The sequence below is a fragment of the Pseudomonas sp. BF-RE-25 genome (assembly GCF_019956105.1).
GTDB classification, from domain to species: domain Bacteria; phylum Pseudomonadota; class Gammaproteobacteria; order Pseudomonadales; family Pseudomonadaceae; genus Aquipseudomonas; species Aquipseudomonas migulae.
In genome coordinates, this window is record NZ_JAHBDB010000088.1 from 14,240 (window position 1) to 38,544 (window position 24,305).

21 protein-coding genes, 2 tRNA genes and 2 pseudogenes are annotated in these 24,305 nt (G+C 59.7%); 9 read left to right on the forward strand and 16 right to left on the reverse strand.

Annotated features, from left to right (window positions below; translation table 11 throughout):
• Positions 1-24: 24 nt before the first annotated feature.
• Positions 25-1,443 (reverse strand): short-chain fatty acid transporter, encoded by a 1,419-nt coding sequence (locus tag KGB24_RS27665; protein WP_008037184.1) that lies wholly within the window; start codon positions 1,441-1,443, stop codon positions 25-27.
• A gap of 344 nt (positions 1,444-1,787) precedes the next feature.
• On the opposite strand from KGB24_RS27665, the gene KGB24_RS27670 reads away from it, so the two are divergent.
• The 4 genes and pseudogenes from KGB24_RS27670 to KGB24_RS27680 all read left to right on the forward strand — a co-directional run bounded on the left by KGB24_RS27670 (position 1,788) and on the right by KGB24_RS27680 (position 5,204).
• Entirely contained in the window at positions 1,788-3,101 is a 1,314-nt protein-coding gene (locus KGB24_RS27670) for an MFS transporter (RefSeq protein ID WP_223415242.1), read from the forward strand.
• 219 nt (positions 3,102-3,320) lie between these two features.
• A pseudogene (locus tag KGB24_RS29515) lies at positions 3,321-3,953 on the forward strand (PAS domain-containing protein); the annotation flags it as partial.
• A 159-nt stretch (positions 3,954-4,112) separates the two neighbouring features.
• Positions 4,113-4,547: pseudogene (locus tag KGB24_RS29520) on the forward strand (methyl-accepting chemotaxis protein); the annotation flags it as partial.
• 57 nt (positions 4,548-4,604) lie between these two features.
• Positions 4,605-5,204, forward strand: coding sequence for a flavin reductase family protein (locus KGB24_RS27680; RefSeq protein ID WP_008025833.1), 600 nt, complete (start codon positions 4,605-4,607; stop codon positions 5,202-5,204).
• A 4-nt stretch (positions 5,205-5,208) separates the two neighbouring features.
• Here the strand turns inward: KGB24_RS27680 and KGB24_RS27685 are convergent, their stop codons facing one another.
• Both KGB24_RS27685 and KGB24_RS27690 read right to left on the reverse strand, forming a co-directional pair.
• Positions 5,209-5,577, reverse strand: coding sequence for a cupin domain-containing protein (locus KGB24_RS27685; RefSeq protein ID WP_207286082.1), 369 nt, complete (start codon positions 5,575-5,577; stop codon positions 5,209-5,211).
• Positions 5,578-5,653: 76 nt separating this feature from the next.
• Complete coding sequence (locus tag KGB24_RS27690) at positions 5,654-6,463, reverse strand: AraC family transcriptional regulator (RefSeq protein WP_032832348.1); 810 nt, start codon at positions 6,461-6,463, stop codon at positions 5,654-5,656.
• A 154-nt stretch (positions 6,464-6,617) separates the two neighbouring features.
• Here KGB24_RS27690 and KGB24_RS27695 point away from each other — a divergent pair, with 154 nt between their 5' ends.
• The 3 genes from KGB24_RS27695 to KGB24_RS27705 are packed head-to-tail and all read left to right on the forward strand — an operon-like array spanning position 6,618 to position 8,823.
• Positions 6,618-7,259, forward strand: a complete 642-nt coding sequence (locus KGB24_RS27695) for a LysE family translocator (protein ID WP_223415243.1) — start codon at positions 6,618-6,620, stop codon at positions 7,257-7,259.
• A 10-nt stretch (positions 7,260-7,269) separates the two neighbouring features.
• Entirely contained in the window at positions 7,270-8,364 is a 1,095-nt protein-coding gene (gene ddlA / locus KGB24_RS27700; protein WP_223415244.1) for a D-alanine--D-alanine ligase, read from the forward strand.
• A gap of 30 nt (positions 8,365-8,394) precedes the next feature.
• Positions 8,395-8,823 carry a molybdopterin-binding protein gene (locus tag KGB24_RS27705; RefSeq protein ID WP_223415245.1) on the forward strand — a complete coding sequence of 143 codons (429 nt, stop codon included), beginning with the start codon at positions 8,395-8,397 and terminating at the stop codon, positions 8,821-8,823.
• A 31-nt stretch (positions 8,824-8,854) separates the two neighbouring features.
• Here the strand turns inward: KGB24_RS27705 and KGB24_RS27710 are convergent, their stop codons facing one another.
• The 3 genes from KGB24_RS27710 to ggt form a co-directional block, all read right to left on the reverse strand.
• A complete protein-coding gene (locus KGB24_RS27710) occupies positions 8,855-9,226 on the reverse strand; it encodes a type II toxin-antitoxin system HigA family antitoxin (RefSeq protein WP_008025840.1) in 372 nt (123 codons plus the stop codon).
• A 3-nt stretch (positions 9,227-9,229) separates the two neighbouring features.
• The gene (locus KGB24_RS27715) at positions 9,230-9,532 is read right to left on the reverse strand and encodes a type II toxin-antitoxin system HigB family toxin (protein ID WP_008025841.1); all 303 of its coding nucleotides are present in this window, start codon (positions 9,530-9,532) and stop codon (positions 9,230-9,232) included.
• Positions 9,533-9,792: 260 nt separating this feature from the next.
• The gene (gene ggt, locus KGB24_RS27720) at positions 9,793-11,625 is read right to left on the reverse strand and encodes a gamma-glutamyltransferase (RefSeq protein WP_223415246.1); all 1,833 of its coding nucleotides are present in this window, start codon (positions 11,623-11,625) and stop codon (positions 9,793-9,795) included.
• 152 nt (positions 11,626-11,777) lie between these two features.
• Here ggt and KGB24_RS27725 point away from each other — a divergent pair, with 152 nt between their 5' ends.
• Positions 11,778-12,887 (forward strand): DUF2817 domain-containing protein, encoded by a 1,110-nt coding sequence (locus tag KGB24_RS27725; protein ID WP_223415247.1) that lies wholly within the window; start codon positions 11,778-11,780, stop codon positions 12,885-12,887.
• A 282-nt stretch (positions 12,888-13,169) separates the two neighbouring features.
• Here KGB24_RS27725 and KGB24_RS27730 read toward each other — a convergent pair.
• Together KGB24_RS27730 and KGB24_RS27735 are read right to left on the reverse strand one after the other, a co-directional pair.
• Positions 13,170-13,246, reverse strand: a tRNA-Met gene (locus KGB24_RS27730).
• Positions 13,247-13,362: 116 nt separating this feature from the next.
• The gene (locus KGB24_RS27735; RefSeq protein WP_411736635.1) at positions 13,363-15,558 is read right to left on the reverse strand and encodes a methyl-accepting chemotaxis protein; all 2,196 of its coding nucleotides are present in this window, start codon (positions 15,556-15,558) and stop codon (positions 13,363-13,365) included.
• A 185-nt stretch (positions 15,559-15,743) separates the two neighbouring features.
• Between KGB24_RS27735 and KGB24_RS27740 the strand changes: the two genes are divergently transcribed.
• Complete coding sequence (locus KGB24_RS27740; protein ID WP_008037203.1) at positions 15,744-16,961, forward strand: MFS transporter; 1,218 nt, start codon at positions 15,744-15,746, stop codon at positions 16,959-16,961.
• Positions 16,962-17,136: 175 nt separating this feature from the next.
• Here KGB24_RS27740 and ychF read toward each other — a convergent pair whose 3' ends face one another.
• The 8 genes from ychF to KGB24_RS27780 form a co-directional block, all read right to left on the reverse strand.
• On the reverse strand, positions 17,137-18,237 hold the full coding sequence (gene ychF / locus KGB24_RS27745) for a redox-regulated ATPase YchF (protein ID WP_207286086.1): 1,101 nt from the start codon (positions 18,235-18,237) through the stop codon (positions 17,137-17,139).
• A gap of 23 nt (positions 18,238-18,260) precedes the next feature.
• The gene (gene pth, locus KGB24_RS27750) at positions 18,261-18,845 is read right to left on the reverse strand and encodes an aminoacyl-tRNA hydrolase (protein ID WP_008037207.1); all 585 of its coding nucleotides are present in this window, start codon (positions 18,843-18,845) and stop codon (positions 18,261-18,263) included.
• A 170-nt stretch (positions 18,846-19,015) separates the two neighbouring features.
• Positions 19,016-19,615 carry a 50S ribosomal protein L25/general stress protein Ctc gene (locus tag KGB24_RS27755; RefSeq protein WP_008025849.1) on the reverse strand — a complete coding sequence of 200 codons (600 nt, stop codon included), beginning with the start codon at positions 19,613-19,615 and terminating at the stop codon, positions 19,016-19,018.
• Between the two features lie 141 nt (positions 19,616-19,756).
• A complete protein-coding gene (locus KGB24_RS27760) occupies positions 19,757-20,698 on the reverse strand; it encodes a ribose-phosphate pyrophosphokinase (RefSeq protein ID WP_003208392.1) in 942 nt (313 codons plus the stop codon).
• Between the two features lie 45 nt (positions 20,699-20,743).
• A tRNA-Gln gene (locus KGB24_RS27765) sits at positions 20,744-20,818 on the reverse strand.
• 36 nt (positions 20,819-20,854) lie between these two features.
• Entirely contained in the window at positions 20,855-21,706 is an 852-nt protein-coding gene (gene ispE, locus KGB24_RS27770; RefSeq protein ID WP_223415264.1) for a 4-(cytidine 5'-diphospho)-2-C-methyl-D-erythritol kinase, read from the reverse strand.
• Positions 21,707-21,708: 2 nt separating this feature from the next.
• The gene (lolB, locus tag KGB24_RS27775) at positions 21,709-22,326 is read right to left on the reverse strand and encodes a lipoprotein insertase outer membrane protein LolB (RefSeq protein WP_223415249.1); all 618 of its coding nucleotides are present in this window, start codon (positions 22,324-22,326) and stop codon (positions 21,709-21,711) included.
• Positions 22,327-22,330: 4 nt separating this feature from the next.
• Positions 22,331-24,055: a tetratricopeptide repeat protein gene (locus tag KGB24_RS27780; protein WP_008025853.1), complete on the reverse strand. Its 1,725-nt coding sequence runs from the start codon at positions 24,053-24,055 to the stop codon at positions 22,331-22,333.
• Between the last annotated feature and the right edge of the window lie 250 nt (positions 24,056-24,305).

Genomic DNA, 24,305 nt, shown 5'->3' on the forward strand with positions numbered 1-24,305 from the left:
CACAGCAGGTGCAATCAACTCCGTTTACGGCATCACCGGCGCCGTATACGTCAGCGTCGTCCCCAGCGCCCACAGCAGGAACAGCACCAGCGGCGTGTGCACCAGCAGTTGCACGAACGAAAACCCGATCAAGTCCCGAGCCTTCAAGCCCAGCACGCCCAGCAGCGGCAGCATGTAGAACGGGTTGATCAGGTTCGGCAGGGCTTCGGCGGCGTTGTAGATCTGCACGGCCCAGCCCAGGTGGTAGTTCAGGTCGGTGGCCACTTGCATCACATACGGCGCTTCGATGATCCACTTGCCGCCGCCCGACGGGATGAAGAAGCCGAGGATCGCCGAGTACACACCCATCAGCAGCGCGTAGGTGTCGTGGGACGCGATTTGTACGAAAAACGTCGAGATGTGGTGCGCCAGGGTCTGCGCGTCAGTGCCTTTGACCGTGGTCATCAGCGCGGCGATCGAGCCGTACAACGGGAACTGGATCAGCACGCCGGTGGTAGTCGGCACCGCGCGGGACACCGCATCGAGGAAACTGCGCGGGCGCCAGTGCAGCAAGGCACCGAGCATGATGAACAGGAAGTTGTAGGTGTTCAGCCCGGAAATCGCACTGATCGCCGGTTTGGTCGAGAACTCGTGGAACAGCCACCCGGCCGCCAGCAGCACCAGCAAAATCGTCAGTAGCGGGCTGTGTTCCAGCCATTCGCCGGGGCGAGTGCGCGGTTGCAGCGGTGGCAGGTTGAAGCTCGGGTCGATACCGCAGGCTTTGGCATCGCGGGCCGAGTTCGGGCCTGGGGCGGTGGCGTAGGCAATGATCAGCGAGATCACGATCAGCGCCAGCAACATGACGCCGGACTGCCAGAGAAAGATGGTTTGCGTGAACGGTATCACCCCGGTGATCGACAGAATCGACGGCGGCAAACTGGCCGGGTTGGCCTGCAACTGCGCGGCGGACGACGACAGGCCCAGGGCCCACACCGCGCCAAGGCCCAGGTAGGCGGCAGCACCGGCGGCGCGATAATCCATTTTCAGGTCGACGCGGCGGGCGAGGGCGCGCACCAACAAGCCGCCGAACACCAGCGACAAGCCCCAGTTCAACAGCGATGCGACCATGGAAATCAGCGCCACCCACGCCACGGCGGAACGGCCGTTCTTGGGGATGCGCGCCAGACGGTCGATCAGCTTGACGGCGGGCGGCGAGCTGGCGACTACATAACCTCCGATTACCACGAACGCCATCTGCATGGTGAACGGGATCAGGCTCCAGAACCCGTCACCGAAGGCCATCGCGGCATCGGTGGGTTTGGCACCCATGAACAGAGTGGCCACGGCGACGATGATCACCGCCAGCGCAGCAAACACCCAGGAATCAGGAAACCAGCGTTCGGCAAAACTTGAACAGCGCAGGGCAAAACGGGCGGAGCGGGTATCTTCGATATCAGCGGCCACGGGAGTACCTCGAATTTTTATGATTGTTGTGGTCTTCAGGGCTGCAAAGACCTAACGCCGTTTTTATTGTGGGAGCGAGCCTGCTCGCGATGGTCGTAAACGATGACGCGTGTTTACTGGTTAAACGCGGTGTTCTCGAGTCCATCGCGAGCAGGCTCGCTCCTACAGTTTTTGATCGGCACTGGCTGCAACGCCCGTCTGGACAGGCGCCAACAGTAAATCAATCGGTCAGGATTTGTGACGAAGTTTTACCGATACGGGACTATGGTCTAACGGGTTGTCCGCTGGCGCGTTTGCGTAGACCATGGGCGCCTTGGTTTTTTGCCCATGCCAGAGTTCTTTTGATGACTGCCCTTAACGATTCGCGCCCGGCACCGTTCAGCCGTTCGGACTACAAGACCCTCGGCCTTGCGGCCCTCGGCGGCGCGCTGGAAATCTACGATTTCATCATCTTCGTGTTTTTCGCCCTGACCCTCAGTCAGCTGTTCTTCCCGCCGGAAATGCCCGAATGGCTGCGCCTGCTGCAAAGTTTCGGGATTTTTGTCACCGGTTACCTGGCGCGGCCGTTGGGCGGGATTCTGATGGCGCATTTCGCCGACCGTCTGGGGCGCAAGAAAGTCTTCAGCCTGAGCATTCTGATGATGGCGCTGCCGTGCCTGCTGATCGGCATCATGCCGACCTACGCCCAGATCGGTTATTTCGCACCCTTGCTGCTGTTGGTCCTGCGGGTACTGCAAGGCGCGGCGGTGGGCGGGGAAGTGCCAAGCGCCTGGGTGTTCGTCGCCGAGCACGCGCCGGCCGGGCATCGCGGTTATGCACTGGGTTTCCTTCAAGCCGGGCTGACCTTTGGCTACTTGATCGGCGCGCTGACAGCGACCTTTCTGGCACAGGCGTTCACCCCGACGGAGATCCTCGATTACGCATGGCGTTACCCGTTCCTGCTGGGCGGCGTATTTGGCGTGATAGGCGTCTGGCTGCGCCGCTGGCTCAATGAAACCCCGGTGTTCATGGCGATGCAGGCGAAGCGTGATGCCGCCGTCGAACTGCCACTGCGCACGGTCCTGCGTGAGCATCGCCTGGCCATTTTGCCGGCGATGATCCTCACCTGCGTGCTGACTTCAGCCGTGGTGGTGTTTGTGGTCATCACCCCGACCATGATGCAGAAAACCTTCGGCATGACCGCCAGCCACACCTTTGGCCTGAGCGCATTGGGCATCGTGTTCCTGAACATCGGCTGCGTACTCGCCGGTTTGCTCGTCGACCGTATCGGCGCCTGGCGCACCGTGATGCTGTACAGCCTGCTGCTGCCGCTGGGCATCGGCGTGCTTTATACCTGCCTGATCATCGGCGGCAACTGGATCGGTCTGGCGTACGCGATTGCCGGCCTGAGTTGTGGCGTGGTCGGCGCGGTACCATCGGTGATGATCAGCCTGTTCCCGGCGCGGATTCGCGTCTCGGGGATTTCCTTCACGTACAACATTGCCTACGCCGCGTGGGCAAGTATCACGCCGCTGTTGCTGATCGGTCTGATGCCGTGGAGCCCTTGGATCTGCGTGATTTTCTGCGCGGTGATGGGCGCGGTGGGCGTGAGCAGCGCGCTGTATTTCGGTGCGCGTACGCCGAGCACAGGCACTTGCCCGGCGGCTGGCGCCATCTGATTGAAGGTGGCGCTGCGTCCATGACAATTATTTTTGTAGGACAACCCTGAAACACTCTTCAGAAAATATCCCCAAGGCCGATGGCTAGGCTGAATGCCGCTTTCTATCTCTGTCCATCGGTGCTTTCCCATGTTCAACAAACGCTTGAAGCAAGAGTTGTCGGCTCTTCGCGAAGAACTCTCCAGCCTTCAGCAAGTGAAGGAAAGTCTGGAAAGCGAGATGCTGGTCCTGACCCTGGATCCCGACGGGCGGATTCAATCGGTCAATCAGAATTTTCTCAGTGAGATGCTCTACAAGAGCCATGACCTGATCAATCGTCCTATCGAAGACATCGTTCCGGTTCACGTGAAGTCCGACGAATTCCATCACCGCTTCAAGGCTGCGCTGACCCGAGGTGAGCACTTTGCCGGTGCGGTGCGCTTGTTGCGTGGCGATGGCCAAGAGGCCTGGTTGCGTTCGATTGTGCAGCCGGTGCGCTCCGGGGACGGGCGGATCAAGCATTTCTCGATTTACTCCAGTGACCTGACCCGCACCATCGAGGCATCCCGTGAACACGAGAACCTGATCGGCGCGCTGGTGCGCTCGACGGCGGTGATCGAGTTCGACCTCGCTGGCAACGTGTTGTCGGCCAACGACCGCTTCCTCAACGGCATGGGTTACAGCCTCGCGCAGATCAAAGGCAAACATCACCGTCTCTTCTGTGAAGCGCAGGAGCACACCAGTGCCGAGTATCAGGACTTCTGGCGTCGCCTGAATTCCGGCGAGTTCGTGGCCGGCCGTTTCAAGCGCGTGGATAGCCACGGGCGTACGGTCTGGCTGGAGGCGTCCTACAACCCGGTGGTCGACGCCAATAACAAACTCTACAAAGTGGTGAAGTTCGCCACGGTGATCACCGATCAGGTCAATCAGGAGCTGGCCGTCGCTGAAGCGGCGAACATTGCCTACGGCACCTCGCAGCAAACCGATCAAAGCGCCCAGCGCGGCACGGCCGTGGTGACGCAAGCGGTGAATGTGATGCGCGACCTGGCCAAGCACATGCAAACGGCCGGCGAGGGCATCGAGGCCTTGAACGAGCAGTCGCTGGTGATCGGCACCATCGTCAAAACCATCAGCGGCATCGCCGAACAGACCAACCTGCTGGCACTCAACGCGGCGATCGAAGCGGCCCGTGCCGGTGAGCAGGGTCGTGGTTTTGCCGTGGTCGCGGACGAGGTCCGACAATTGGCTTCGCGCACCAGTCAGGCCACCGATGAAATTGTCGTGGTGGTGCGTCAGAACCAGGACATGGCGCGTAATGCGGTGTCGCTGATGACCGACGGCAAAACTCAGGCAGAGCAGGGGCTGGCGCTGGCGGCAGAGGCGGGTACGGTGATTGTCGAGATTCAGGACGGCGCGCAGAAAGTGGTGAACGCGGTCGGGCAGTTTGCCAACCAGCTAACGACTTGATGCCTGCGAACCGGGCGGATATCGTTACAATCGGCTCTTTTCCCAGGAGCAGATCCCATGAGCGCTTCCCATCGCCGTCCGGTTCCCTTGTCCAAGGCTTATCGCCTGCTCAACCATGGGCCGACCGTGCTGGTCAGCGCGGCCCATGACGGGCAGCGCAACATCATGGCGGCGGCCTGGGCCATGCCACTGGATTTCGAACCGCCGAAAATTGCCGTGGTGCTGGACAAGTCCACCTGGACCCGGCACCTGCTGGAAGCGTCGGGCACATTCGTTTTGAACGTACCCTGTGCTGCCCAGGCCGATATCGCGCAAACCGTCGGCTCGACCTCGGGCCTGGAGCTGACTCAAGGCCAGGGCCGGGACAAATTCCAGACCTATGGCTTGCAGACTTTCAGCGGCGAGTTGATCGACGCGCCGATGCTCGAAGGTTGCGTGGCCTGGCTGGAATGCCGGTTGCTGCCGGAACCGAACAATCACCAACAATACGATCTGTTCCTGGCCGAAGTGATTGCGGCCCAGGCGGACGAGCGCGTGTTCAGCGACGGTCGCTGGCACTTCGAGGGGCACGATGCGTTGCGCACCTTGCACCACGTGGCGGGCGGGCATTTCCTGACCATCGGTGATCCGGTGGACGGCAAAGCCTTGCAGCCGTAAGACTTCAGACCCAGAGGTCATTCTCTGCCGTGCGTTCGCCACCCTTGTCGCCGGTGTTCAACACGCCCCGGGGTTCGATCAGCAGGAGTTTCACCTCTTGCTCGGCGAACGGCTTGTGCTCGATGCCCTTGGACACCACGTACATTTCGCCGGCGTTCACCAGCACGTGGCCATCACGAAAATCGATGCGCAACTGGCCTTCGAGCACGATGAAGGCTTCGTCGGTATCGAGGTGGTCGTGCCAGATGAAATCCCCCAGCAGCTTCACCACCTTGAACTGGTAGTCGTTCATTTCGGCAATGACGCGCGGTGTCCAGTGCGAGTCGATTCGTGAGATTTTTTCGGCGAAGTTCAGGCTTTCGTAAGCTTTCATGAAGCAGCTCTAGTGGTTGATCGTAGAACCACGGTAACCAGCGCAACGGCGCGCTTCTTGTACGATTGTGCGTGGCTCAGCGCCGGTGCATTTTCATCCAGCGCGCCGGTGACAAGCCGTAGGTTTTGCTGAACTGGCGGGTCATGTGGCTCTGATCGGTGAAGCCGGCGATCAGCGCGGCACTGACCAGCGACTGGCCCTGAATCAACAGCGAACGGACCAGGTCCAGGCGACGCATGGTCAGGTATCGATAAGGGCTGGTGCCGAACAACAGGCGAAAGTCCCGGGACAGGCTCCAGCGATCCCGACCGCTGTGGTGCGCCAGTTCTTCCAGGGTCACGGTGCGATCCAGGGCGCTGTGCATGTACTCCCGCGCGCGTTCCGCTGCCACATAATCGAAGCTTGGGCGCGTGGTGGTCACTCCGCCGACAGTGTTCAAGGCTTGCGCCAGATCGAACAGCGCGTCCTGTTCTTCCAGCGGTTCGAGCGGGCAATCGAGACTGCGCAGCAGCACTTGGGTGGCGGCGAACAGGCGTGGGTCGGTCGACAGCCCGTTCTTGATGAACGGCAACGGCTGACCGCCGAGCATCTGCTGGATCAGCGCCGGTTCGATGTACATCATCCGGTAGTGGAACCCGCTCTCGGTCCCGGCCTCGCCATCGTGGACTTCGTCCGGATGCAGCACCATCGTCCCGCCGGGCAGGCTGTGGCGCCAGGCGCCGCGGTACTGGTAACTCTGCACGCCGGCCAGGGTGTGACCGATGGCGTAGGTGTCGTGGCGGTGCAAGTCGTAGCCGTGACCGGCAAAAAACGCTTCGAAACGCTGCAGGCCGGAAACGTCGGGCGCGCGGTGGAACCAGTCATTGCGAGGCGGGTGTCGAGCCATGGTTATCGTTATCTTGAGCTTGATGCAGAACACGTTAGCTCAGTGACCGGTCGTCTGTCTGCTGGCGGATGGAAGGTCTCGCGCGAGTAGAAAACCGAGTGCAAATGTTGCAATGTGTTGCGCATCCTCTGCAGCCAAGAAGGCGACCCACATTATGGAAATATCCCACCTGAGCTACGCCGCTCCGTTGTTGTCGCTGGCGCTGTTGTGGACGGTTGCGGTGGTGACGCCGGGGCCGAACTTCTTCAACATCGCGCAACTGGCAGCCAGTCAATCCAAACGTCACGGCGTGGTGGCTGCGCTGGGCGTGGCCACCGGCACGGTGCTCTGGGGGCTGGCGGGCGGGTTGGGTATCAAGTCGCTGTTCAGCGCGGCGCCGACGCTTTACCTGAGCTTCAAGATTGCCGGTGGTTGTTACCTGATCTATCTCGGCTTGAAGCAGTTCAAGCGCAAACCGCCGGTTGCTGCGGGCGACAGCCGCTTGATTGACGGCGCGGGGCGCACATTGTGGTCGGTGTATGGCCAGGGTTTTCTGGGCAACATGACCAACCCAAAATCCGCACTGTTCGTGGCGACGATCTTCGCGACCGCCATGCCCGCGACGGTGCCCCCGACATTGCTGGCGCTGGCCGTATTGACCATGGCGACGTTGTCGTTCAGTTGGTATTGCAGCGTGGCGCTGGTTTTCTCCAGCCGTCGGATGGCGCGGGTGTACGACCGTTCGCGCCAATGGCTGGATCGCTTTGCCGGCAGTTGCTACCTGTTGTTCGGTGCGCATCTGGTGGCCAGTCGCTAAGGAGTTCTGAATGAGCAAACTGCGGGTAGGCATTATTTTTGGCGGCCGTTCGGCGGAGCACGAAGTGTCGCTGCAATCGGCGAAAAACATCGTCGACGCACTGGATCGTTCGCGCTTCGATCCGGTGTTGATCGGTATCGACAAGCAGGGTCATTGGCACTTGAACGATCCGTCGAATTTCCTGCTCAACCAGGAAAACCCGGCGCTGATCGCCCTCAACCAATCCAACCGCGAACTCGCCGTGGTGCCGGGCAAAACCCGTCAGCAATTGGTGGAGACTTCCAGTCAGGAGCTGTTGGGCCATGTGGATGTGATCTTCCCGATCGTCCACGGCACGCTGGGTGAAGACGGTTGCCTGCAAGGGTTGCTGCGCATGGCCGATCTGCCGTTTGTCGGCTCCGATGTGCTGGGCTCGGCGGTATGTATGGACAAGGACATCAGCAAACGCCTGCTGCGCGATGCCGGGTTGGCGGTGACGCCGTTCGTGACCCTGACCCGCGCAACCGCCAAGCGCACCGGGTTCGCCGAGGTCCGGGGCAAACTCGGGCTGCCGCTGTTCGTCAAACCGGCGAATCAGGGCTCTTCGGTGGGCGTGAGCAAGGTCAACGATGAGGCCGAGTACACGGCAGCGGTCGAACTGGCCCTCGGTTTCGACGAGAAAGTGCTGGTCGAATCCGCCGTCAGCGGTCGAGAGATCGAATGCGCGGTGCTCGGCAACGAAGACGCTATCGCCAGTGGCTGTGGCGAAATCGTCGTGCGCAGCGGGTTTTATTCCTACGACAGCAAGTACATCGACGCACAGGCCGCGCAAGTGGTGGTTCCGGCTGACATCAGCACCGAAGCCAGCGAACGCATTCGTGCCCTGGCCGTCGAGGCGTTTCAGGTGCTCGGCTGCTCCGGGCTGGCGCGGGTCGATGTGTTCCTGACGGACAGCGGTGAAGTGCTGATCAACGAGATCAACTCGCTGCCCGGTTTCACCCGCATCAGCATGTACCCCAAGTTGTGGCAGGCCACGGGCATGACGTACAGCGAGCTGGTCAGTCGTCTGATCGAGCTGGCGTTGGAGAAGCACAAGGCACGGCAGTCTTTGAAAATCTCTCGCTAAATAAAACTAACTATTTGAGGAGACAACACCATGAAGGTCAGCGCGCGTAACGTTTTCAAAGGCACCATCAGTCAATTGCAACCAGGCGCGGTCAACGCCGAGGTATCGCTGAAACTGGCGGGCGGCAATCAGTTGGTGGCGGTGGTCACCATGGAAAGCGTGAAAAGCCTCGGCCTGGCGGTCGGCAAGGAAGCCATCGCGCTGGTCAAAGCGCCGTGGGTCATGTTGATGACCGAATCCAGTGACATTCGCCTGTCGGCGCGCAACTGCCTCGAAGGCAAAGTCACCAGCGTCATCGATGGCACGGTGAACGCCGAAGTGGTGATCCGGCTCGATGGCGGTGACGAGGTTTACTCTATCGTGACACGCCAGGCTGTCGCAGAACTGGGCCTGGCGCCGGGAGTGAGTGCGACGGCGGTGATCAAGGCGTCGCATATTATTTTGGGTGTGCCGGCGTAATTTGAGGTTTCAACTGCAGGCAGGATAAAGGTCAAGCCTGCTTCACAGGCTTGATCAAGCTCTCGGCAGGTATGCCGAATAGATCATGAAGTTTCCAGATCATAGGAAGCGTTAATGCACGCTTGCCGTTGAGCACTTCGTAGACTCGGTTTGTCCGGCCTATGGCGGGCGCAAGGTCTGCGGCGGACAGACCAGATTGCTCCATGCGAAATTTGATTGCATCGATCGGATTGGGCAAATCGACAGGAAACTGCTTCGATTCATACGCTTCAATAAGCGTGATCATGATGTCGAAGTAGTCACCCTCAGGGGTGCCAGGCTCTGGTTCATTGTCGAACATTGCTGACACGCTCTTAAGGGCTGCACGGTAGTCCTCGTCGGTGTGAATCGGACGAATATTCATGGGTTACTCCATCTCGACAGTGTTGGCGTCGACTGCGTCGTACTGTTTGTGGGTGCCGACAAATTTTATGTACACGGCGCCGAAGCGATAGGCCACGGCAACTACCAGTCGAAAGTCATTGCCTTTGATGTTGAACACAACTCTGCGGCTTTTGAGAATACTGGCGGTCGTAAAATGAGCCTTTATGTCCGCTGGCGTTTTCCACTCAGCGATTTTTGCCTCGTCAATCCAGGCCAGGAATGGTTGTTCCGAGTCCGGATATTTCTCCCAAAACCTTTTTAACTGGCTGATAGCGATGATTCTCATGGCACGATCCTAGTCCCATGATGGGACTGATGCAAATCTAAAGAGATTGTCGGGACGCGAGTTCGATTTCTTTAATCAAGTCTCGCTGACAGCTGTTTTGATGGAGCGGGCCTGGTCGGCTTCGGGAAATAGGTCTTCAAACTCTATCTTGGAAGCATTCATCTGCGGGTAGGAAAAGGCTGCGCAAGCTGGACGATCAGGATGGGTTCTCCATAAAAAAGGCTTACCTCCCGGTAAGCCTTTTCCCTGCCATGTAGGACTCAATCCCCCAACGCTTCCCCCTCACGCCTTGGATCCGCTCCACCCGCAAGCGACGCTTTCCCCTGCGCATCCCTGACCCGGACAATCGCCTGTGTCCCGCTGGTCATGTCGATCTCGCTCACGTTGTGCCCCTTGTCCTTCAGCGCCTGAATCAGCTCGGCGCTGAACTGCCCGCGTTCCAGTTCGGTCGGGCCGTTGCGGCTGCCGAAGTTGGGCAGGTTGATGGCGGTTTGCGGGTCGAGGTTCCAGTCGAGCAGGCCGAGGGTGGATTTGGCCACGTACTCGATGATTTGCGAGCCGCCGGGAGAGCCGATGGTGGCGAGGAATTCGCCGCTCTGGCGGTCGAAGATCAGGGTCGGCGCCATGGACGAGCGCGGGCGTTTGCCGGGTTCGACGCGGTTGGCGACCTTTTGCCCGTTTTCTTCGGGGATGAATGAGAAGTCGGTCATCTGGTTGTTGAGCAGAAAGCCCTGGACCATCAGGTGCGAGCCGAACGCGGATTCGACCGTGGTGGTCATCGACACTGCACCGCCCAGGTCATCGACCGCCACCACCTGCGAGGTGGAAATGCGCAGTGGCGAGCGGTCCGGGGCGTAGGCGACCTGAATGCCCGGCGGCGTGCCGGGTTTGGCTGTGCCCATGCTGCGATCACCGATCAGAGCGGCGCGGCTGGCCAGATAGGTCGGGTCCACCAGGCCTTTGACCGGGACGGGCACGAAGTCGCTGTCGGCGACGTACTGTGCACGGTCGGCGTAGGCGAGGCGCTCGGCTTCGGAGATCAGGTGCACGGCTTCAGGGGCCGGTTCGATGCCGGCGGGTTGGGCACTTTTGACTGGCTTCAGTGGCGCCAGGGCATAACGCGGGTCGCGGGCTTCCAGCGCCTGCAAGGTGCCGAGAATCTGCGCCACGGCGATTCCGCCCGACGACGGTGGTGGCATGCCGCAGACTTGCCAGCGCTTGTAATCGGTGCACAGCGGCGCGCGTTCCTTGGCGGTGTAGCCGTTGAGGTCGTTCAGCGACAGCGTGCCGGGGTTGGCGTGGCCCTGAACCTTGGCGACGATTTCCTGCGCGATGGGGCCTTTGTACAGTGCATCGGGACCTTCCTTGGCGATGCGTTTGAACACGGCGGCCAGTGCCGGATTTTTCAGTGAGGTGCCGACGGCTTTCGGGCTGCCATCCGCGTTCAGGAAGTACGCCATCATGTCCGGCGAGCGCTGCATGGACGAATCCGAAGCAATCAACTGATACAGGCGCGGCGAGATGGCGAAGCCTTGTTCCGCGAGTTTGATCGCCGGCTCGAACAGCTGCGCCCAAGGCAGGCGACCGTGTTTTTGATGGGCCAGTTCCAGCGCCCGCAACACGCCCGGCGTGCCGACCGAGCGACCGCCAATCTGCGCCTGAGTGAACGGCATCGGTTTGCCATCGGCCTGCAGGAACAGCTTCTCGGTGGCGCCGGCCGGCGCGGTTTCGCGACCGTCGTACGTGCGCACGGCTTTGCCATCCCACAACACGATCAACGCGCCACCACCGATACCCGACGATTGCGGCTCGACCAGCGTCAGCACTGCTTGCATGGCGATGGCGGCATCAATCGCCGAACCGCCCTGACGCAGCATCGCCCGCCCGGCTTCGGCGGCGAGTGGGTTGGCTGCTGCTGCCATGTGTTTCGAGGCGTGGCGGGTTTGCAGGTCGGTGCGATAGCCCGAGGCGGTTTCCGGTGCGACCGGTAAGGTCGAGGAGGGCGGGGCACTGCACGCCGCGAGGATTAATGCACTGGCAATCAGCGAAAGGGCTGACAGGCGATAGCGGCTCAAATGAAGGGTTGAGAACACGCGGGGCACTCCGTCCGTGGGAAAAGTTCAGGGGACTTTATCGGCCGACAGGAAGCGACGCAAACCACAGGACGTTTTGTCCTTCATCCATTGACGGATTTTCTGTAGGGTCGAGGGCAACAGGCAGGCCAGAAAACAAACAAGAGGCAGACATGCAGACCGACTTTCCCACCCAGCCCGGCTATCGCACCCAGCGTGAACAGTTTCTGGCCGCAGCGACCACGGCCGGCGCGACGCTGACTGAGTACCCGCACCCGCTCAAAGGGCCGTTCGGTGAGCCGTTGAGCACCGATGTGGCGGTGCTCGGTGATCCGGGCGCCAAACGCTTGCTGATCGCGTTGAGCGGCACTCACGGGGTCGAAGGTTTCTATGGTTCGGGCTGTCAGATCAAATGGATGCAGGAATTGGGCAAGCGTTCACTGCCGGCCGATGTCGCCGTGGTGTTCGTTCATCTGATCAATCCCTGGGGCGCGGCGTGGTTGCGTCGGGTCAACGAAGACAACATCGACCTGAACCGCAATCACCTGAACTTTGAACATCCACTGCCGGACAACCGGGCCTACGCCGCGCTGCATGAAATCTATGCCTGCACTGAATTGACAGGCCCCGAGCGTGATCACGCCGATGCGCTGCTTAACCAGCAGATCCACGATCATGGCTGGCCGGCGGTGATGTCGATTGTCGAGGGCGGCCAGCACAGTCATCCCGATGGTCTGTTCTATGGCGGGCGGGCACCGGCCTGGTCGAACCGTACGTTGCACCAGATCCTGCAAAAGCATGTCGCCCACGCCGAGGTCGCGATGTGCTTTGACCTGCACACCGGCGCCGGGGAGTACGGCCATCCGATGTTGCTGACCATCACCGAGTCGGCTTACCCGACGCTGCCCGAGGCGCAGGCTATTTACGGGCCATGGCTCTACACGCTGCTGACCGGTGCCGATACGCTGAGCGAAACCGGCGTGGCCGCGACGGCAACCGGCTACACCTCCCAGGCGCTGATCGATGCGTTGCCGCAGGTGCGCCTGATGCCCTTCGTGATTGAGTGCGGGACGTATCCGGGGGCAGAGGTTCATCGTCATCTGCGTGACGATCATTGGCTGCATCTGCACGGCAATCCGAGTGATGCGGTAGGGCGCGAGATCAAACTGAATCTGCTGGAGCAGTTCTATCCTGCCGACAGCGACTGGCAGGCGATGGTCTGGTTGCGTACGTGGCAGATATGGGAGCGGGGGTTGTCGGCGCTGGCGGCGATGCGTTCCTGACAGGCGTTGTGGTTCGGCTGAGGTTTTGTGGTGCGTGTCAGGTCGCCATCGCCGGCAAGCCGGCTCCTACAGGTTTTGCGTTGACCGAAGAGTTTGCGCACGACACATGTCCATGTAGGAGCCGGCTTGCCGGCGATGGCGTGCTCGCAATCGATACAAGGCTCGAGGCCCTCATCGCCGGCAAGCCGGGCTCCTACAGGTTTTGTGTCGGGCAAAGAATCCGTGCACTTTTCTCCGGGCATAAAAAAACGGCCTACCTTTCGGTAAGCCGTTTTTAGTACTTGGTGGCTACACAGGGACTTGAACCCCGGACCCCAGCATTATGAATGCTATGCTCTAACCAACTGAGCTATGTAGCCAAGTGGCGCGCATTATTCACCGGTAATGCAGATGCGTCAAGCGTAAATCTAAAATATTTCTCTACACTTTCAACCGCTTATCCTCCAGAGCCGAAAAACCGGACCGGGGGAGGGCGTCAACCGAGCTGGAATCTCCCGGTATTGGCACTCAGGGCCTTGCTGCCTTGGCTCAAGGTGTCCGCCGCCAGGTTCACCGCCCGCGCGCCTTCGAGCAAACGGACAGCCGCCTGATCGACCTGCTGGATGTTGCCGCTGACTTCGTCGGCAGTGGTCGCTTGCTCGTCGACCGCCGTGGCAATTTGCGCCAACGTGTCGGTGACACTCTGCACGGCGCTGGCGATTTCCCCCAGTCGTTCGCCGAGGCCAGTGACTGCTTGCGCATCGGATTGCGCCTGGCCACAGGCGGCTTCCATCAGGCTCACGGCTTCGTTCACCGTGTTGCGCAGGCTGTCGACGGTACCGGCGATCTGCGCGGTGGACGATTGGGTTCGCTGCGACAGGCTGCGCACTTCATCGGCCACTACCGCAAAGCCACGGCCCTGTTCGCCGGCACGAGCGGCCTCGATAGCGGCGTTGAGCGCCAACAGGTTGGTCTGCTCGGCGACACCGCGAATAGTGTCGACCACCAACTGAATCTGCTGCCCTTGTTCGCTGACCCGTCCGAGTGCGGCCGCCGTGTCGTTCAAACGCTGATTGAGCTGCTGGATGCTCGCCGTTGTACGCTGGCTGTCACGGCTGCTGTCGGCGGCGATGCGCTGGGTATGCTGAGCGCTGCCGGAGGCCTGTTCGCAACTCTGGGCAACCCCTTGGGAAGTGGCGGCCAATTGCGTTGCCGCTGCCGCGATCTGACTGATCTGCAACTGCTGCGCTTCAACCTCGCCCAACGCGCCGCTGGAATGGTGATTGAGCGTGCGCACCGCGTTACTCAGCTGCAAGGTTTCATGATCGACCCCCAACAGACTGTTGCGCAGTTGCACCACCGCAACGTTGAGCGCGGTGCTGATCGCCGCCAGTTCGTCGCGGCCTTCAACCGGCACTTGCAGGCTCAGATTGCCGTCGCGCAAGGCTTCGGCCAGCAGCGTGATGCCGCTGGCGCTGCGGCGGATCGAAGCCTGCAAGCAGATGAACAGGTACAGCGCGGCCAGCAGCAGGCAACCAAAGATCACGGCCACCAGAATGAACTGGCGGATCGCCGAGCCATGGTAGTAATCCAGACGCTGATCCAGCGAAACCAACGACTGCTGACGCAGCGAGGCGAGGTCGGTGAGCAGGCTGTCCAGGCTGCGTTCGAACTCCTCGGGTTTGAGTTTGATGCTGCCGCCAAACACGCCGTCATCGAGGACTTTCAGCTCGGCGTCGAGGTGTTTGAGGTTGTCATGGTACTGCCCGGCCCACGCCTGCAAGGCACTGGGCAGGCGCGCTTCCAGCAGGCCAGCGGTTTTGACAAGCTGCTCGCGGGCGTCGCCGATGCGGCTACGCAGGTCGCGCAATTGCAGGCGGCTTTGCAGGGTGAATTGCCCCGACACCACCGACGCCTGACCGACGCTGGCCAGACGGCCGACGCGCTCGATCAGGTCCGGCGCGTGTTGCGTCGAGATCTGCGTCAGCAGGTAGGTTTCCAGCCACGGCGCGAGGGTCAGGCGATTGTCCATGGCGATCTGCTCGCGCAGGGCCTGCAGGGCACTCAAGGCGTTGGTGAAACGGTCGTAACCGTCCGGCCACCAGCCGACGCTGCTCAGGCTTTTCGAGTCGAGGCCGTTGAGCGCGGTTTGCAGGGTTTGATAGCGGGCCAGGGTTTCGCCCTCGGCGCCTTCGGTTTGCAACGCGTTGCCAAGGTCCGTGGTGGCTTGCGCGACCGCCGGCTGAACGGCATCGAACGCAGCCATCGCGGCGAGGGTGGCCGGTGTCGGTTGGCGATTGGTCTCGGTGGCACGCCAGCGCGCGGCGCGGTCACGCTGGGCTGCGAGCAGGTTATCCAGCGCATCCAGCGCGAGCAGTTGCCGAACCCCGGCACGTTCGCCGGAAATCAGGTTCAGTTTGGCGCGATAGTCCTGGCCGATCATCAGCAGGCTACCCGCCAGTGGCAGGATAAACAGCAGAAACAACAACTGAAATTTACGGGCGAAGCCGAAACGCCCCAGCAACCCGATCCCCGGAGATAAAAAAGCCTGCATGCCCCATGACTCCTCTGGACACCACGCACTAATCGCGTGCGTCGAGGTCGTTGCGACCGCGACTCGTGCCCTTTTTAAAGGCCTCGAAAGTTCACCCTCGCCAGCTCTGTAGGCCGACTCTGTAGCGAAACTTCCCATTCTCGGTGCCCTTTGTAAGGGCGCCGCGTTGAAGCGGATAACAAGGCAAGATTCAGACCATGGCGTTGCGCTATTACTTGCGGAAATTAGTTCGTTAGCTGGCTAAGGGGATGGCGCTGCTGCACTGAAAAATGGCACATTGACGCACCTGCCCGTGTGCACCCATCTGTTGTACGGAAACTCCCATGGCTATCAGCAATGCCCAGACCGGCGCGACGCCGGCATCCGCGACGTCACAAAGCAGCCCTCTGGTCATGCGCATCATCGGCGCCGTGGCGCTGGCGCATTTGATCAACGACCTGATTCAGTCGGTGCTGCCGTCGATCTACCCGATGCTCAAGGCCAACTACGGCCTGACCTTCACCCAGGTCGGCCTGATCACCCTGACCTTTCAACTGACGGCCTCGCTGTTGCAACCGTGGGTCGGTTACCACACCGATCGTCATCCCAAACCCTGGCTGCTTCCGGCCGGTACGGTGTGTACGTTGATTGGTATTTTGATGATGTCGGTGGTCGGCAGCTTTCCGATGATCCTGCTGGCGGCAGGGCTGATCGGCATTGGTTCCTCGACCTTTCACCCGGAAGCCTCCCGTGTGGCGCGACTGGCTTCGGGCGGGCGCTTCGGTCTGGCGCAATCGACGTTCCAGGTGGGCGGTAACGCGGGTTCGGCCTTTGGTCCATTGCTGGCGGCGGCGATCATCATTCCGTTCGGTCAGGGCCATGTGGCGTGGTTCGGCTTGTTCGCGTTGTTTGCGCTGTTCGTGCTCTACCGGATCAGCCGTTGGTACGCCAATCACTTGAACCTGTTCAAGCTCAAGCAAGGTCAGGCGGCCACTCATGGCTTGTCGAAGGGCAGGGTCACCAGTGCGTTGGTGGTGCTTGGGCTGCTGGTGTTCTCCAAGTATTTCTACATGGCCAGTCTGACCAGTTACTTCACCTTTTACCTGATCGAGAAATTCGACCTCTCGGTGGCCAGTTCGCAGCTGCATTTGTTCCTGTTTCTGGGGGCGGTGGCGGCGGGGACTTTCTTCGGCGGACCGATTGGCGACAAGATCGGGCGTAAGGCGGTGATCTGGTTTTCGATCCTTGGGGTTGCGCCGTTCACCCTGATCCTGCCGCATGTTGATTTGTTCTGGACCAGCATTCTGAGCGTGGTGATTGGCTTCATCCTGGCCTCGGCATTCTCGGCCATTGTGGTTTATGCACAAGAATTGGTGCCGGGTAATGTCGGGATGATTGCCGGGGTTTTCTTCGGGCTGATGTTCGGTTTCGGCGGGATTGGCGCGGCGTTGCTGGGCCATCTGGCGGACGTGCACGGCATTGAATACGTGTACTTCCTGTGCTCGTTCCTGCCGTTGTTGGGCGTGTTGGCGATCTTCCTGCCAAGAACCAAAAAGGCCTGATCTACACATTTCTTCTGTAGGAGCCGGCTTGCTGGCGATGAACGATCACGCGGACTGGCTGGTTAACCGCGGTGTCTGGATCGCCAGCAAGCCGGCTCCTACAGGATTGCGGTGAACGGGATTTCAGGCACAAAAAAGCCGCGTATCAAACGCGGCTTTTTCTTGGGCTGCTGTCTTACACGTTAAAACGGAAGTGCATCACGTCGCCGTCTTTAACGATGTAGTCCTTGCCTTCCAGGCGCCATTTACCGGCTTCTTTGGTGCCGGCTTCGCCTTTGTACTGGATGAAGTCGTCGTAGGCGATGACTTCGGCGCGGATGAAGCCTTTTTCGAAGTCGGTGTGGATCACGCCAGCGGCTTGTGGTGCGGTGGCACCAACGCGGACGGTCCAGGCGCGGACTTCTTCAACACCGGCGGTGAAGTAGGTCTGCAGGTGCAGCATTTCGTAGCCGGCGCGGATCACGCGGTTCAGGCCAGGCTCTTCGAGGCCCAGGGCTTCGAGGAACATGTCTTTTTCTTCGCCGTCATCCAGCTCGGCAATTTCCGCTTCGATCTTGTTGCACACCGGAACAACCACGGCGCCTTCTTCTTCGGCGATGGCCCGGACCACGTCCAGGTGCGGGTTGTTTTCGAAACCGTCTTCAGCGACGTTAGCGATGTACATGACCGGTTTGGTGGTCAGCAGGTGGAAGCCTTTGATCACCGCTTTCTCGTCGGTGCCCATGCTCTTCATCAGGCTGCGCGCTGGCTTGCCTTCGGTGAAGTGAGCGATCAGTTGCTCCAGCAGGCCTTTCTGGACCACTGCGTCCTTGTCACCGCCCTTGGCGTTGCGTGCGACTTTCTGCAGTTGCTTCTCGCAGCTGTCGAGGTCGGCGAAGATCAGTTCCAGGTCGATGATTTCGATGTCGCGTTTCGGGTCGACGCTGTTGGAGACGTGAATCACGTTCTCGTCTTCGAAGCAGCGGACCACGTGGGCGATGGCATCGGTTTCACGGATGTTGGCCAGGAACTTGTTGCCCAGGCCTTCACCTTTCGAGGCGCCGGCAACGAGGCCCGCGATGTCGACGAATTCCATGGTGGTCGGCAGGATGCGCTTTGGTTTGACGATGGCCGCCAAGGCGTCCAGACGCGGATCCGGCATCGGCACGATACCGCTGTTCGGCTCGATGGTGCAGAAGGGGAAGTTCTCGGCCGCGATCCCGGATTTGGTCAGGGCGTTGAACAGGGTGGACTTACCGACGTTAGGCAGGCCGACGATGCCGCAATTGAATCCCATGGTGTTTTCCCCGAGGAGTAGAGTCAGGCCTTCTGGCTGTGCAGGTTTTTCATCGCGCGGTTCCATTCCCCGGCGAGGATATCCGGCAGCACGCCGAGGGCAAAGTCGATGCTGGCATCGAGTTTTTCCTGTTCGGCGCGTGGCGCACGACCCAGGACGAAATTTGAAACCATACTGGCTACGCCCGGATGGCCAATGCCAAGCCGCAAGCGGTAGAAGGTATTCTGATTGCCCAGTTGCGCAATGATGTCGCGCAACCCGTTGTGACCGCCATGGCCGCCGCCCTGTTTGAGTTTGGCAACGCCCGGTGGCAGGTCGAGTTCGTCATGCGCCACGAGGATTTCTTCAGGCTTGATGCGGAAGAAACCGGCGAGTGCCGCCACGGCCTGGCCGCTGCGGTTCATGTACGTGGTGGGAATCAGCAGACGAACATCCTGACCCTGATGCGAATAGCGCCCGGTCAGGCCGAAATATTTGCGGTCCGCCACAAGGTTGACGCCTTGTGCGTTCGCGATGCGCTCAACAAAAAGGGCCCCTGCGTTATGCCGGGTCTGTTCGTATTCAGCGCCTGGATTTCCCAGGCCAACGATCAGTTTGATGGCAGTCACGATAGGGGCCCTTCTTTGGAGTGGTGGATAACATCGCCGCAATCCGGGTGTACGGCGAAAGTGGACGACAAGTGCTCATTTACCATTATGTAAACTCCGCGTTCTCGCCCGCTTTCTCGCTACGTTCCAGTCCGCGATGTTACCGGGTCACTCCGGCATCACAGAGTGAATTACTCTGCAGCGCCTTCAGCAGCTTCTGGAGCAACACGTGGAGCGTGGACGTTGGCAACAGCCTTGTCATCGCCGTGTGCCAGAGCAACAAACTCAACGCCTTTAGGGGCTTTGAGGTCGGACAGGTGAATGATCGAACCGATTTCGGCGTTAGCCAGATCGACTTCGATGAATTCAGGCAGGTCTTTTGGCAGGCAGGTCACTTCGATTTCAGCAACAACGTGCGAAATCTCGCCGCCTTTCTTCGCTGGTGCTTCTTCGTTGATGAAGTGCACTGGAACGATAGCGGTCAGCTTTTGGCCGGCAACTACGCGTACGAAGTCAGCGTGCATCACGTGGCCTTTGGCCGGGTGACGCTGCAGAGCTTTGATGATTACGTTTTGCTTGGTGCCACCAACGTTCAGCTCGATGATGTGGCTGTAAGCCGCTTCGTTTTCGAGCAGTTTGGCAACTTCTTTAGCCAGCATGCTGATGGATTCAGGGGCTTTTTCGCCACCGTAAACTACAGCTGGTACCAGGCTTGCGAGACGACGCAGGCGGCGGCTCGCACCTTTCCCCAGGTCGGAACGCACTTCAGCATTCAGAGTAAAATCGTTCATGTTGTATCTCCAAAATAACCACATTCGCCCCAGCGTTTGCGACCAGCGCTAAAGGCGATATGGGCAAAAAAGCCCCGCCCCGACAGGAATGCCGGGGCGGGGCGCTTTTCGTCAACGAGCTGTTCGAGAAGGGCAGGGCCCTTAACGGAACATCGCGCTGATCGATTCTTCATTGCTGATGCGGCGAACCGCTTCGGCAACAACCGGCGCGATATCCAGTTGACGGATACGCGAGCAGGCTTGAGCAGCAGCGGACAACGGGATGGTGTTAGTCACCACCAGTTCGTCCAGCATGGAATTTTCAATGTTTTCGATCGCCCGACCGGACAGCACAGGGTGTGTGCAGTAGGCGAAAACCTTGGCAGCGCCATGCTCTTTCAAAGCCTTTGCCGCGTGGCACAGAGTGCCGGCGGTATCGACCATGTCATCGACCAGAATACAGGTGCGCCCTTCGACATCACCGATGATATGCATCACTTCAGAGTGATTGGCTTTCTCACGGCGTTTGTCGATGATCCCGAGATCCACGCCCAGGGATTTGGCAACGGCACGTGCACGCACGACGCCGCCAATGTCCGGGGACACGATCATCAGGTTTTCGAAGCGCTGATCTTCAATGTCATCCACCAGAACGGGGGAGCCGTAGATGTTATCTACCGGAATATCGAAGAAACCCTGGATTTGGTCAGCATGCAGATCAACCGTGAGAACACGGTCGATGCCGACTACGGTAAGCATGTCAGCAACGACTTTCGCGCTGATAGCCACACGTGCGGAACGCGGACGGCGATCCTGACGGGCATAACCAAAGTAAGGAATAACAGCAGTAATACGAGTAGCCGAGGAGCGGCGGAAGGCATCAGCCATCACTACCAGTTCCATCAGGTTATCGTTGGTCGGAGCGCAAGTCGGCTGAATAATGAAGACATCTTTACCGCGGACGTTTTCATTGATCTCGGCTGTAATCTCGCCGTCGGAAAACTTACCGACAGAGATGTCACCGAGAGGGATATGCAGCTGACGTACGACACGCCGAGCCAGATCGGGGTTAGCATTCCCCGTAAAGACCATCATCTTGGACACGCGCAGTACCTAGAGGCTGAGGGTAACCTGGATGAGTATAGAAAATGGCAGGGGCGGCTGGATTCGAACCAACGCATGGCAGGATCAAAACCTGCTGCCTTACCGCTTGGCGACGCCCCTGTATCTGTTGCAACGATTACCCAGTAATCGGTTCCTTTAGAGCAGACTTTGCAGCTTGCGATGCAACATCGAAACGTTGCTTCCCTTTGCTACAAACCCTGTAAGGGTCTCTGTAAGAAGGGCCGAGACTTTATCAGCTTCAGCTTTGCTTGGGAAGCCCCCAAACACACAACTTCCAGTTCCGGTGAGTTTTGCTTCGGTAAAATTACCTAACAAATTCAATGCGTTACGTACATCTGGATAACGCCTTGCTACCACCGGTAAGCAGTCATTTCGACTGTTTCCCTTGGGAACGGGGCGCACTTTAATGGGAGAAGAGTTACGTGTCAACAACGGATCTGAAAAAATTTCTGCTGTACTTACAGATACTTGCGGCACAAGCACGAGATACCACGGTTCTTCGGGGTCTACAGGGGTGAGTTTCTCTCCCACGCCCTCGGCGAAAGCCGCGTGGCCACGCACGAAAACCGGGACGTCGGCGCCCAGCGTCAAGCCCAGTGCGGCCAGTCGATCCTCATCCCAACCCAGTTGCCAGAGGTGATTGAGCCCGAGCAAAGTCGTCGCGGCATTTGAGCTGCCGCCACCGATGCCGCCACCCATGGGCAGGATTTTTTCGATCCAGATGTCGATGCCGAGCGAACAACCGGATTGCTCCTGAAGTTTTTTTGCGGCTCGAACAATCAGATTGCTGTCGTGCGGTACGCCATCGAATTCGGTGTGCAGTTGAATCACACCGTCGTCGCGCACGGCGAAAGTGATTTCATCGCCGTAGTCGAGAAACTGAAAAATCGTCTGCAACTCGTGGTAACCGTCTTCACGGCGACCGAGGATGTGCAGCATCAGATTGAGTTTGGCCGGGGAGGGCAGCGTCAAGTGTGGGGTCGTCATGTTCATTGCCCCAGTTTGCGCGGTTGCCATTCCTTGATCACCAGCGTGACATCAAGGTCGGTGCCATGCAGTTTGATCCGCTCAGGCAGCCAAAAGCCGTTTTGCTCGGCGTAACTCAGGTATTCGACTTGCCAGCCATCCTGTTCCAGATTGGCCAGTCGGCTATCGGTATCCAGGGTCAGGCGGCTCTTGCTGTCCGGTGCCGGGAGTCCGCGGACCCACCATGCCAGATGGGATACCGGCAACTTCCAGCCGAGCTGTTCTTCGAGCAGCACTTCCGGCGTCGGCGCTTCATAGCGCCCCTGATTGGCGACTTCCAGCGAAACCTTTCCGGGGTGTCCGGTCAGGCGTGCGGCGCCGCGACCCAAGGGGCCCGAAAGGCGAATGTCGTAATAGGACTGGCGCTGCAACCAGAACAGCGTGCCGCTGCCCGAGTCTTTTGGTGCGCGAATACCGATCTTGCCGTTGATCTGCCAGCCGTCGAGGCCGGTCAGTTGTTCTTTGTGAATGCGCCACAGGCCGGCGTCGCCCTGACCCTGTACCGATTCGCGGGCACCGAAGCCCGCGCAACCGGCGAGCAGGGCGATGAAACTGAAAACGATGAAGTGGCGCAAAAACATAAGCTTAAAGAGTCTCTGATCCGGTCAGGCGCTTGATGGTGCCGCGCAGGATTGGGCTGTCGGGTTGTTCCTTGAGGAACTTGCCCCAGATTTGTTTGGCTTCGCGTTGTTTGCCATTGGCCCACAGTACTTCGCCGAGGTGAGCGGCCACCTCCTGGTCGGGAAAGCGATCGAGCGCCTTGCGCAGCAGTTTTTCCGCTTCGTCGAGATTACCCATGCGGAAATTCACCCAGCCGAGGCTGTCGAGTACCGCCGGGTCTTCCGGATTGATCTGGTGCGCCTGTTCGATCAGGGCCTTGGCTTCGGCATAACGCGTCGTGCGGTCGGACAAGGTGTAGCCGAGGGCGTTCAGCGCCATGGCGTTGTCCGGGTCGCGCTTGATGATCAGCCGCAGGTCTTTTTCCATCTGCGCCAGGTCATTGCGTTTTTCCGCCTGCATGGCGCGGGTGTACAGCAGATTCAGATCGTCCGGGTATTGCTGCAAGGCTTTATGCAGAACATTCCAGGCCTTGTCCCCCTGTTTATTGGCGGACAGGGTTTCGGCTTCGATCAGATACAGCTGAATCGCGTAATCAGGTTGTTCGTCACGCTCTGCCGCCAGGCGGCTTTGCGCTTCGGCGGTCTTGCCGTTGTTCATCAGGATATCGGCCTGGCGCAACTGTGCCGGCAGGTAGTCGTTGCCCGGGCCGACCTTGGCGTATTCGATCAGGGCGCCCTGGGGATCGTTGCGCTCTTCAGCGATACGGCCGAGGTTCAGGTGTGCCGAGTCGACATGGCTTTCACGGGCGATCAGGTCTTCCAGGTAGCCCTTGGCCTCGTCCCAGGCCTTGGCTTCCAGGCACACCAGCGCCAGGGAGTAACGCAATTCGTCGTCTTCGGGGTACTGCTGAACCAGGCTCGAAAACTCGACTTTGGCGTCGTCCATCCGGTCCTGTTCGACCAGCATGCGGGCATACGTCAGGCGCAGGCGTTTGTCGTCCGGGTATTTCTTGATGCTTTTTTGCAGCAGCGGCAACGCTTCATCACCACGATTGAGCGTTTGCAGCAGGCGTGCGCGCAGCAGAATCGGGGCTATTTCGCCGTCATCCGGCGGGTTGTCTTCCAGCAGTGTCAGTGCGCCTTTGCTGTCGCCGTCCTGTTGCATCAACAAGGCCTTGCCGAAAATCAGCTGGCTGTTGTTGGGATGACGCTGCAACAAGCGGTCAAAACTTTTCATCAGGCCGTTGCGGGTTTCCTGATCGGTATCCGCGGCGGACAGCGCAAGGAAGTCGAAATGTGTGTCGCCCTTGCCTTGAAGGACTTTCTCCATATAGGCCATGGAGTCGTCATAACGCCCGGCGCGCGCCAGTTGCACGGCAGCGGCCCGTTGCGCCTCGAGGTCGTCCGGGGCGTTTTTCGCCCAGATCAGCGCGGTGTCCAGGGCAGCCTGATCGGCGCCCAGGTACTCGGCGATGCGAAACGCCCGTTCGGAGATGCCCGGATCCTGGGTGTTGATGGCCTGGGTCACGTAGTTGTCCAGCGCAATGTCGAAACGATTGCGTTGGCCAGCCAGTTCGGCGCTCAACAGGCTGAAGATGGTTTCTTCGCTGAACGAGCTGTAGACCTTGGGCTTTTCAGGGGCCGGAGTGCTGTCTTCGACCGGCGACGTACCGTCCGACGAAACGGGTGCCAAGGCCTGGCAGCCGCTGAGGAAGACAAAAGCGAGGAGCAACGCGGAAGATCTATTCATATAGGAAGAGGACGACTAACCTGCGGTCAGATCATCATGACACAAGCCTTCGGCCAAACATAACCGGCCGGCCAATTTACCCTTGCACGTACGGAACGTGTCGGACACCCCCCTGTAGGAGCCGGCTTGCCGGCGATGGACTTGAAGGTGTCGCGTCTTTTCCAGAATAAATGCGTCATCGTTCACGACCATCGCCGGCAAGCCGGCTCCTACAGGGGGGGTGCGTGGATCAAAAGTTGTGTAAACGAGA

Bases quoted from the DNA above. Each gene is read 5' to 3' on its own strand.
- ispE (WP_223415264.1), bottom strand. From the start codon at position 21,706: ATGACGACCCCACACTTGACGCTGCCCTCCCCGGCCAAACTCAATCTG.
- KGB24_RS27710 (WP_008025840.1), bottom strand. From the start codon at position 9,226: ATGAATATTCGTCCGATTCACACCGACGAGGACTACCGTGCAGCCCTT.
- KGB24_RS27705 (WP_223415245.1), top strand. From the start codon at position 8,395: ATGAAGGTCAGCGCGCGTAACGTTTTCAAAGGCACCATCAGTCAATTG.
- KGB24_RS27755 (WP_008025849.1), bottom strand. From the start codon at position 19,615: ATGAACGATTTTACTCTGAATGCTGAAGTGCGTTCCGACCTGGGGAAA.
- KGB24_RS27740 (WP_008037203.1), top strand. From the start codon at position 15,744: ATGGCTATCAGCAATGCCCAGACCGGCGCGACGCCGGCATCCGCGACG.
- KGB24_RS27670 (WP_223415242.1), top strand. From the start codon at position 1,788: ATGACTGCCCTTAACGATTCGCGCCCGGCACCGTTCAGCCGTTCGGAC.
- KGB24_RS27725 (WP_223415247.1), top strand. From the start codon at position 11,778: ATGCAGACCGACTTTCCCACCCAGCCCGGCTATCGCACCCAGCGTGAA.
- KGB24_RS27715 (WP_008025841.1), bottom strand. From the start codon at position 9,532: ATGAGAATCATCGCTATCAGCCAGTTAAAAAGGTTTTGGGAGAAATAT.
- KGB24_RS27695 (WP_223415243.1), top strand. From the start codon at position 6,618: ATGGAAATATCCCACCTGAGCTACGCCGCTCCGTTGTTGTCGCTGGCG.
- KGB24_RS27690 (WP_032832348.1), bottom strand. From the start codon at position 6,463: ATGGCTCGACACCCGCCTCGCAATGACTGGTTCCACCGCGCGCCCGAC.
- KGB24_RS27780 (WP_008025853.1), bottom strand. From the start codon at position 24,055: ATGAATAGATCTTCCGCGTTGCTCCTCGCTTTTGTCTTCCTCAGCGGC.
- KGB24_RS27735 (WP_411736635.1), bottom strand. From the start codon at position 15,558: ATGGGAAGTTTCGCTACAGAGTCGGCCTACAGAGCTGGCGAGGGTGAA.
- ychF (WP_207286086.1), bottom strand. From the start codon at position 18,237: ATGGGATTCAATTGCGGCATCGTCGGCCTGCCTAACGTCGGTAAGTCC.
- lolB (WP_223415249.1), bottom strand. From the start codon at position 22,326: ATGTTTTTGCGCCACTTCATCGTTTTCAGTTTCATCGCCCTGCTCGCC.
- ddlA (WP_223415244.1), top strand. From the start codon at position 7,270: ATGAGCAAACTGCGGGTAGGCATTATTTTTGGCGGCCGTTCGGCGGAG.
- KGB24_RS27680 (WP_008025833.1), top strand. From the start codon at position 4,605: ATGAGCGCTTCCCATCGCCGTCCGGTTCCCTTGTCCAAGGCTTATCGC.
- KGB24_RS27685 (WP_207286082.1), bottom strand. From the start codon at position 5,577: ATGAAAGCTTACGAAAGCCTGAACTTCGCCGAAAAAATCTCACGAATC.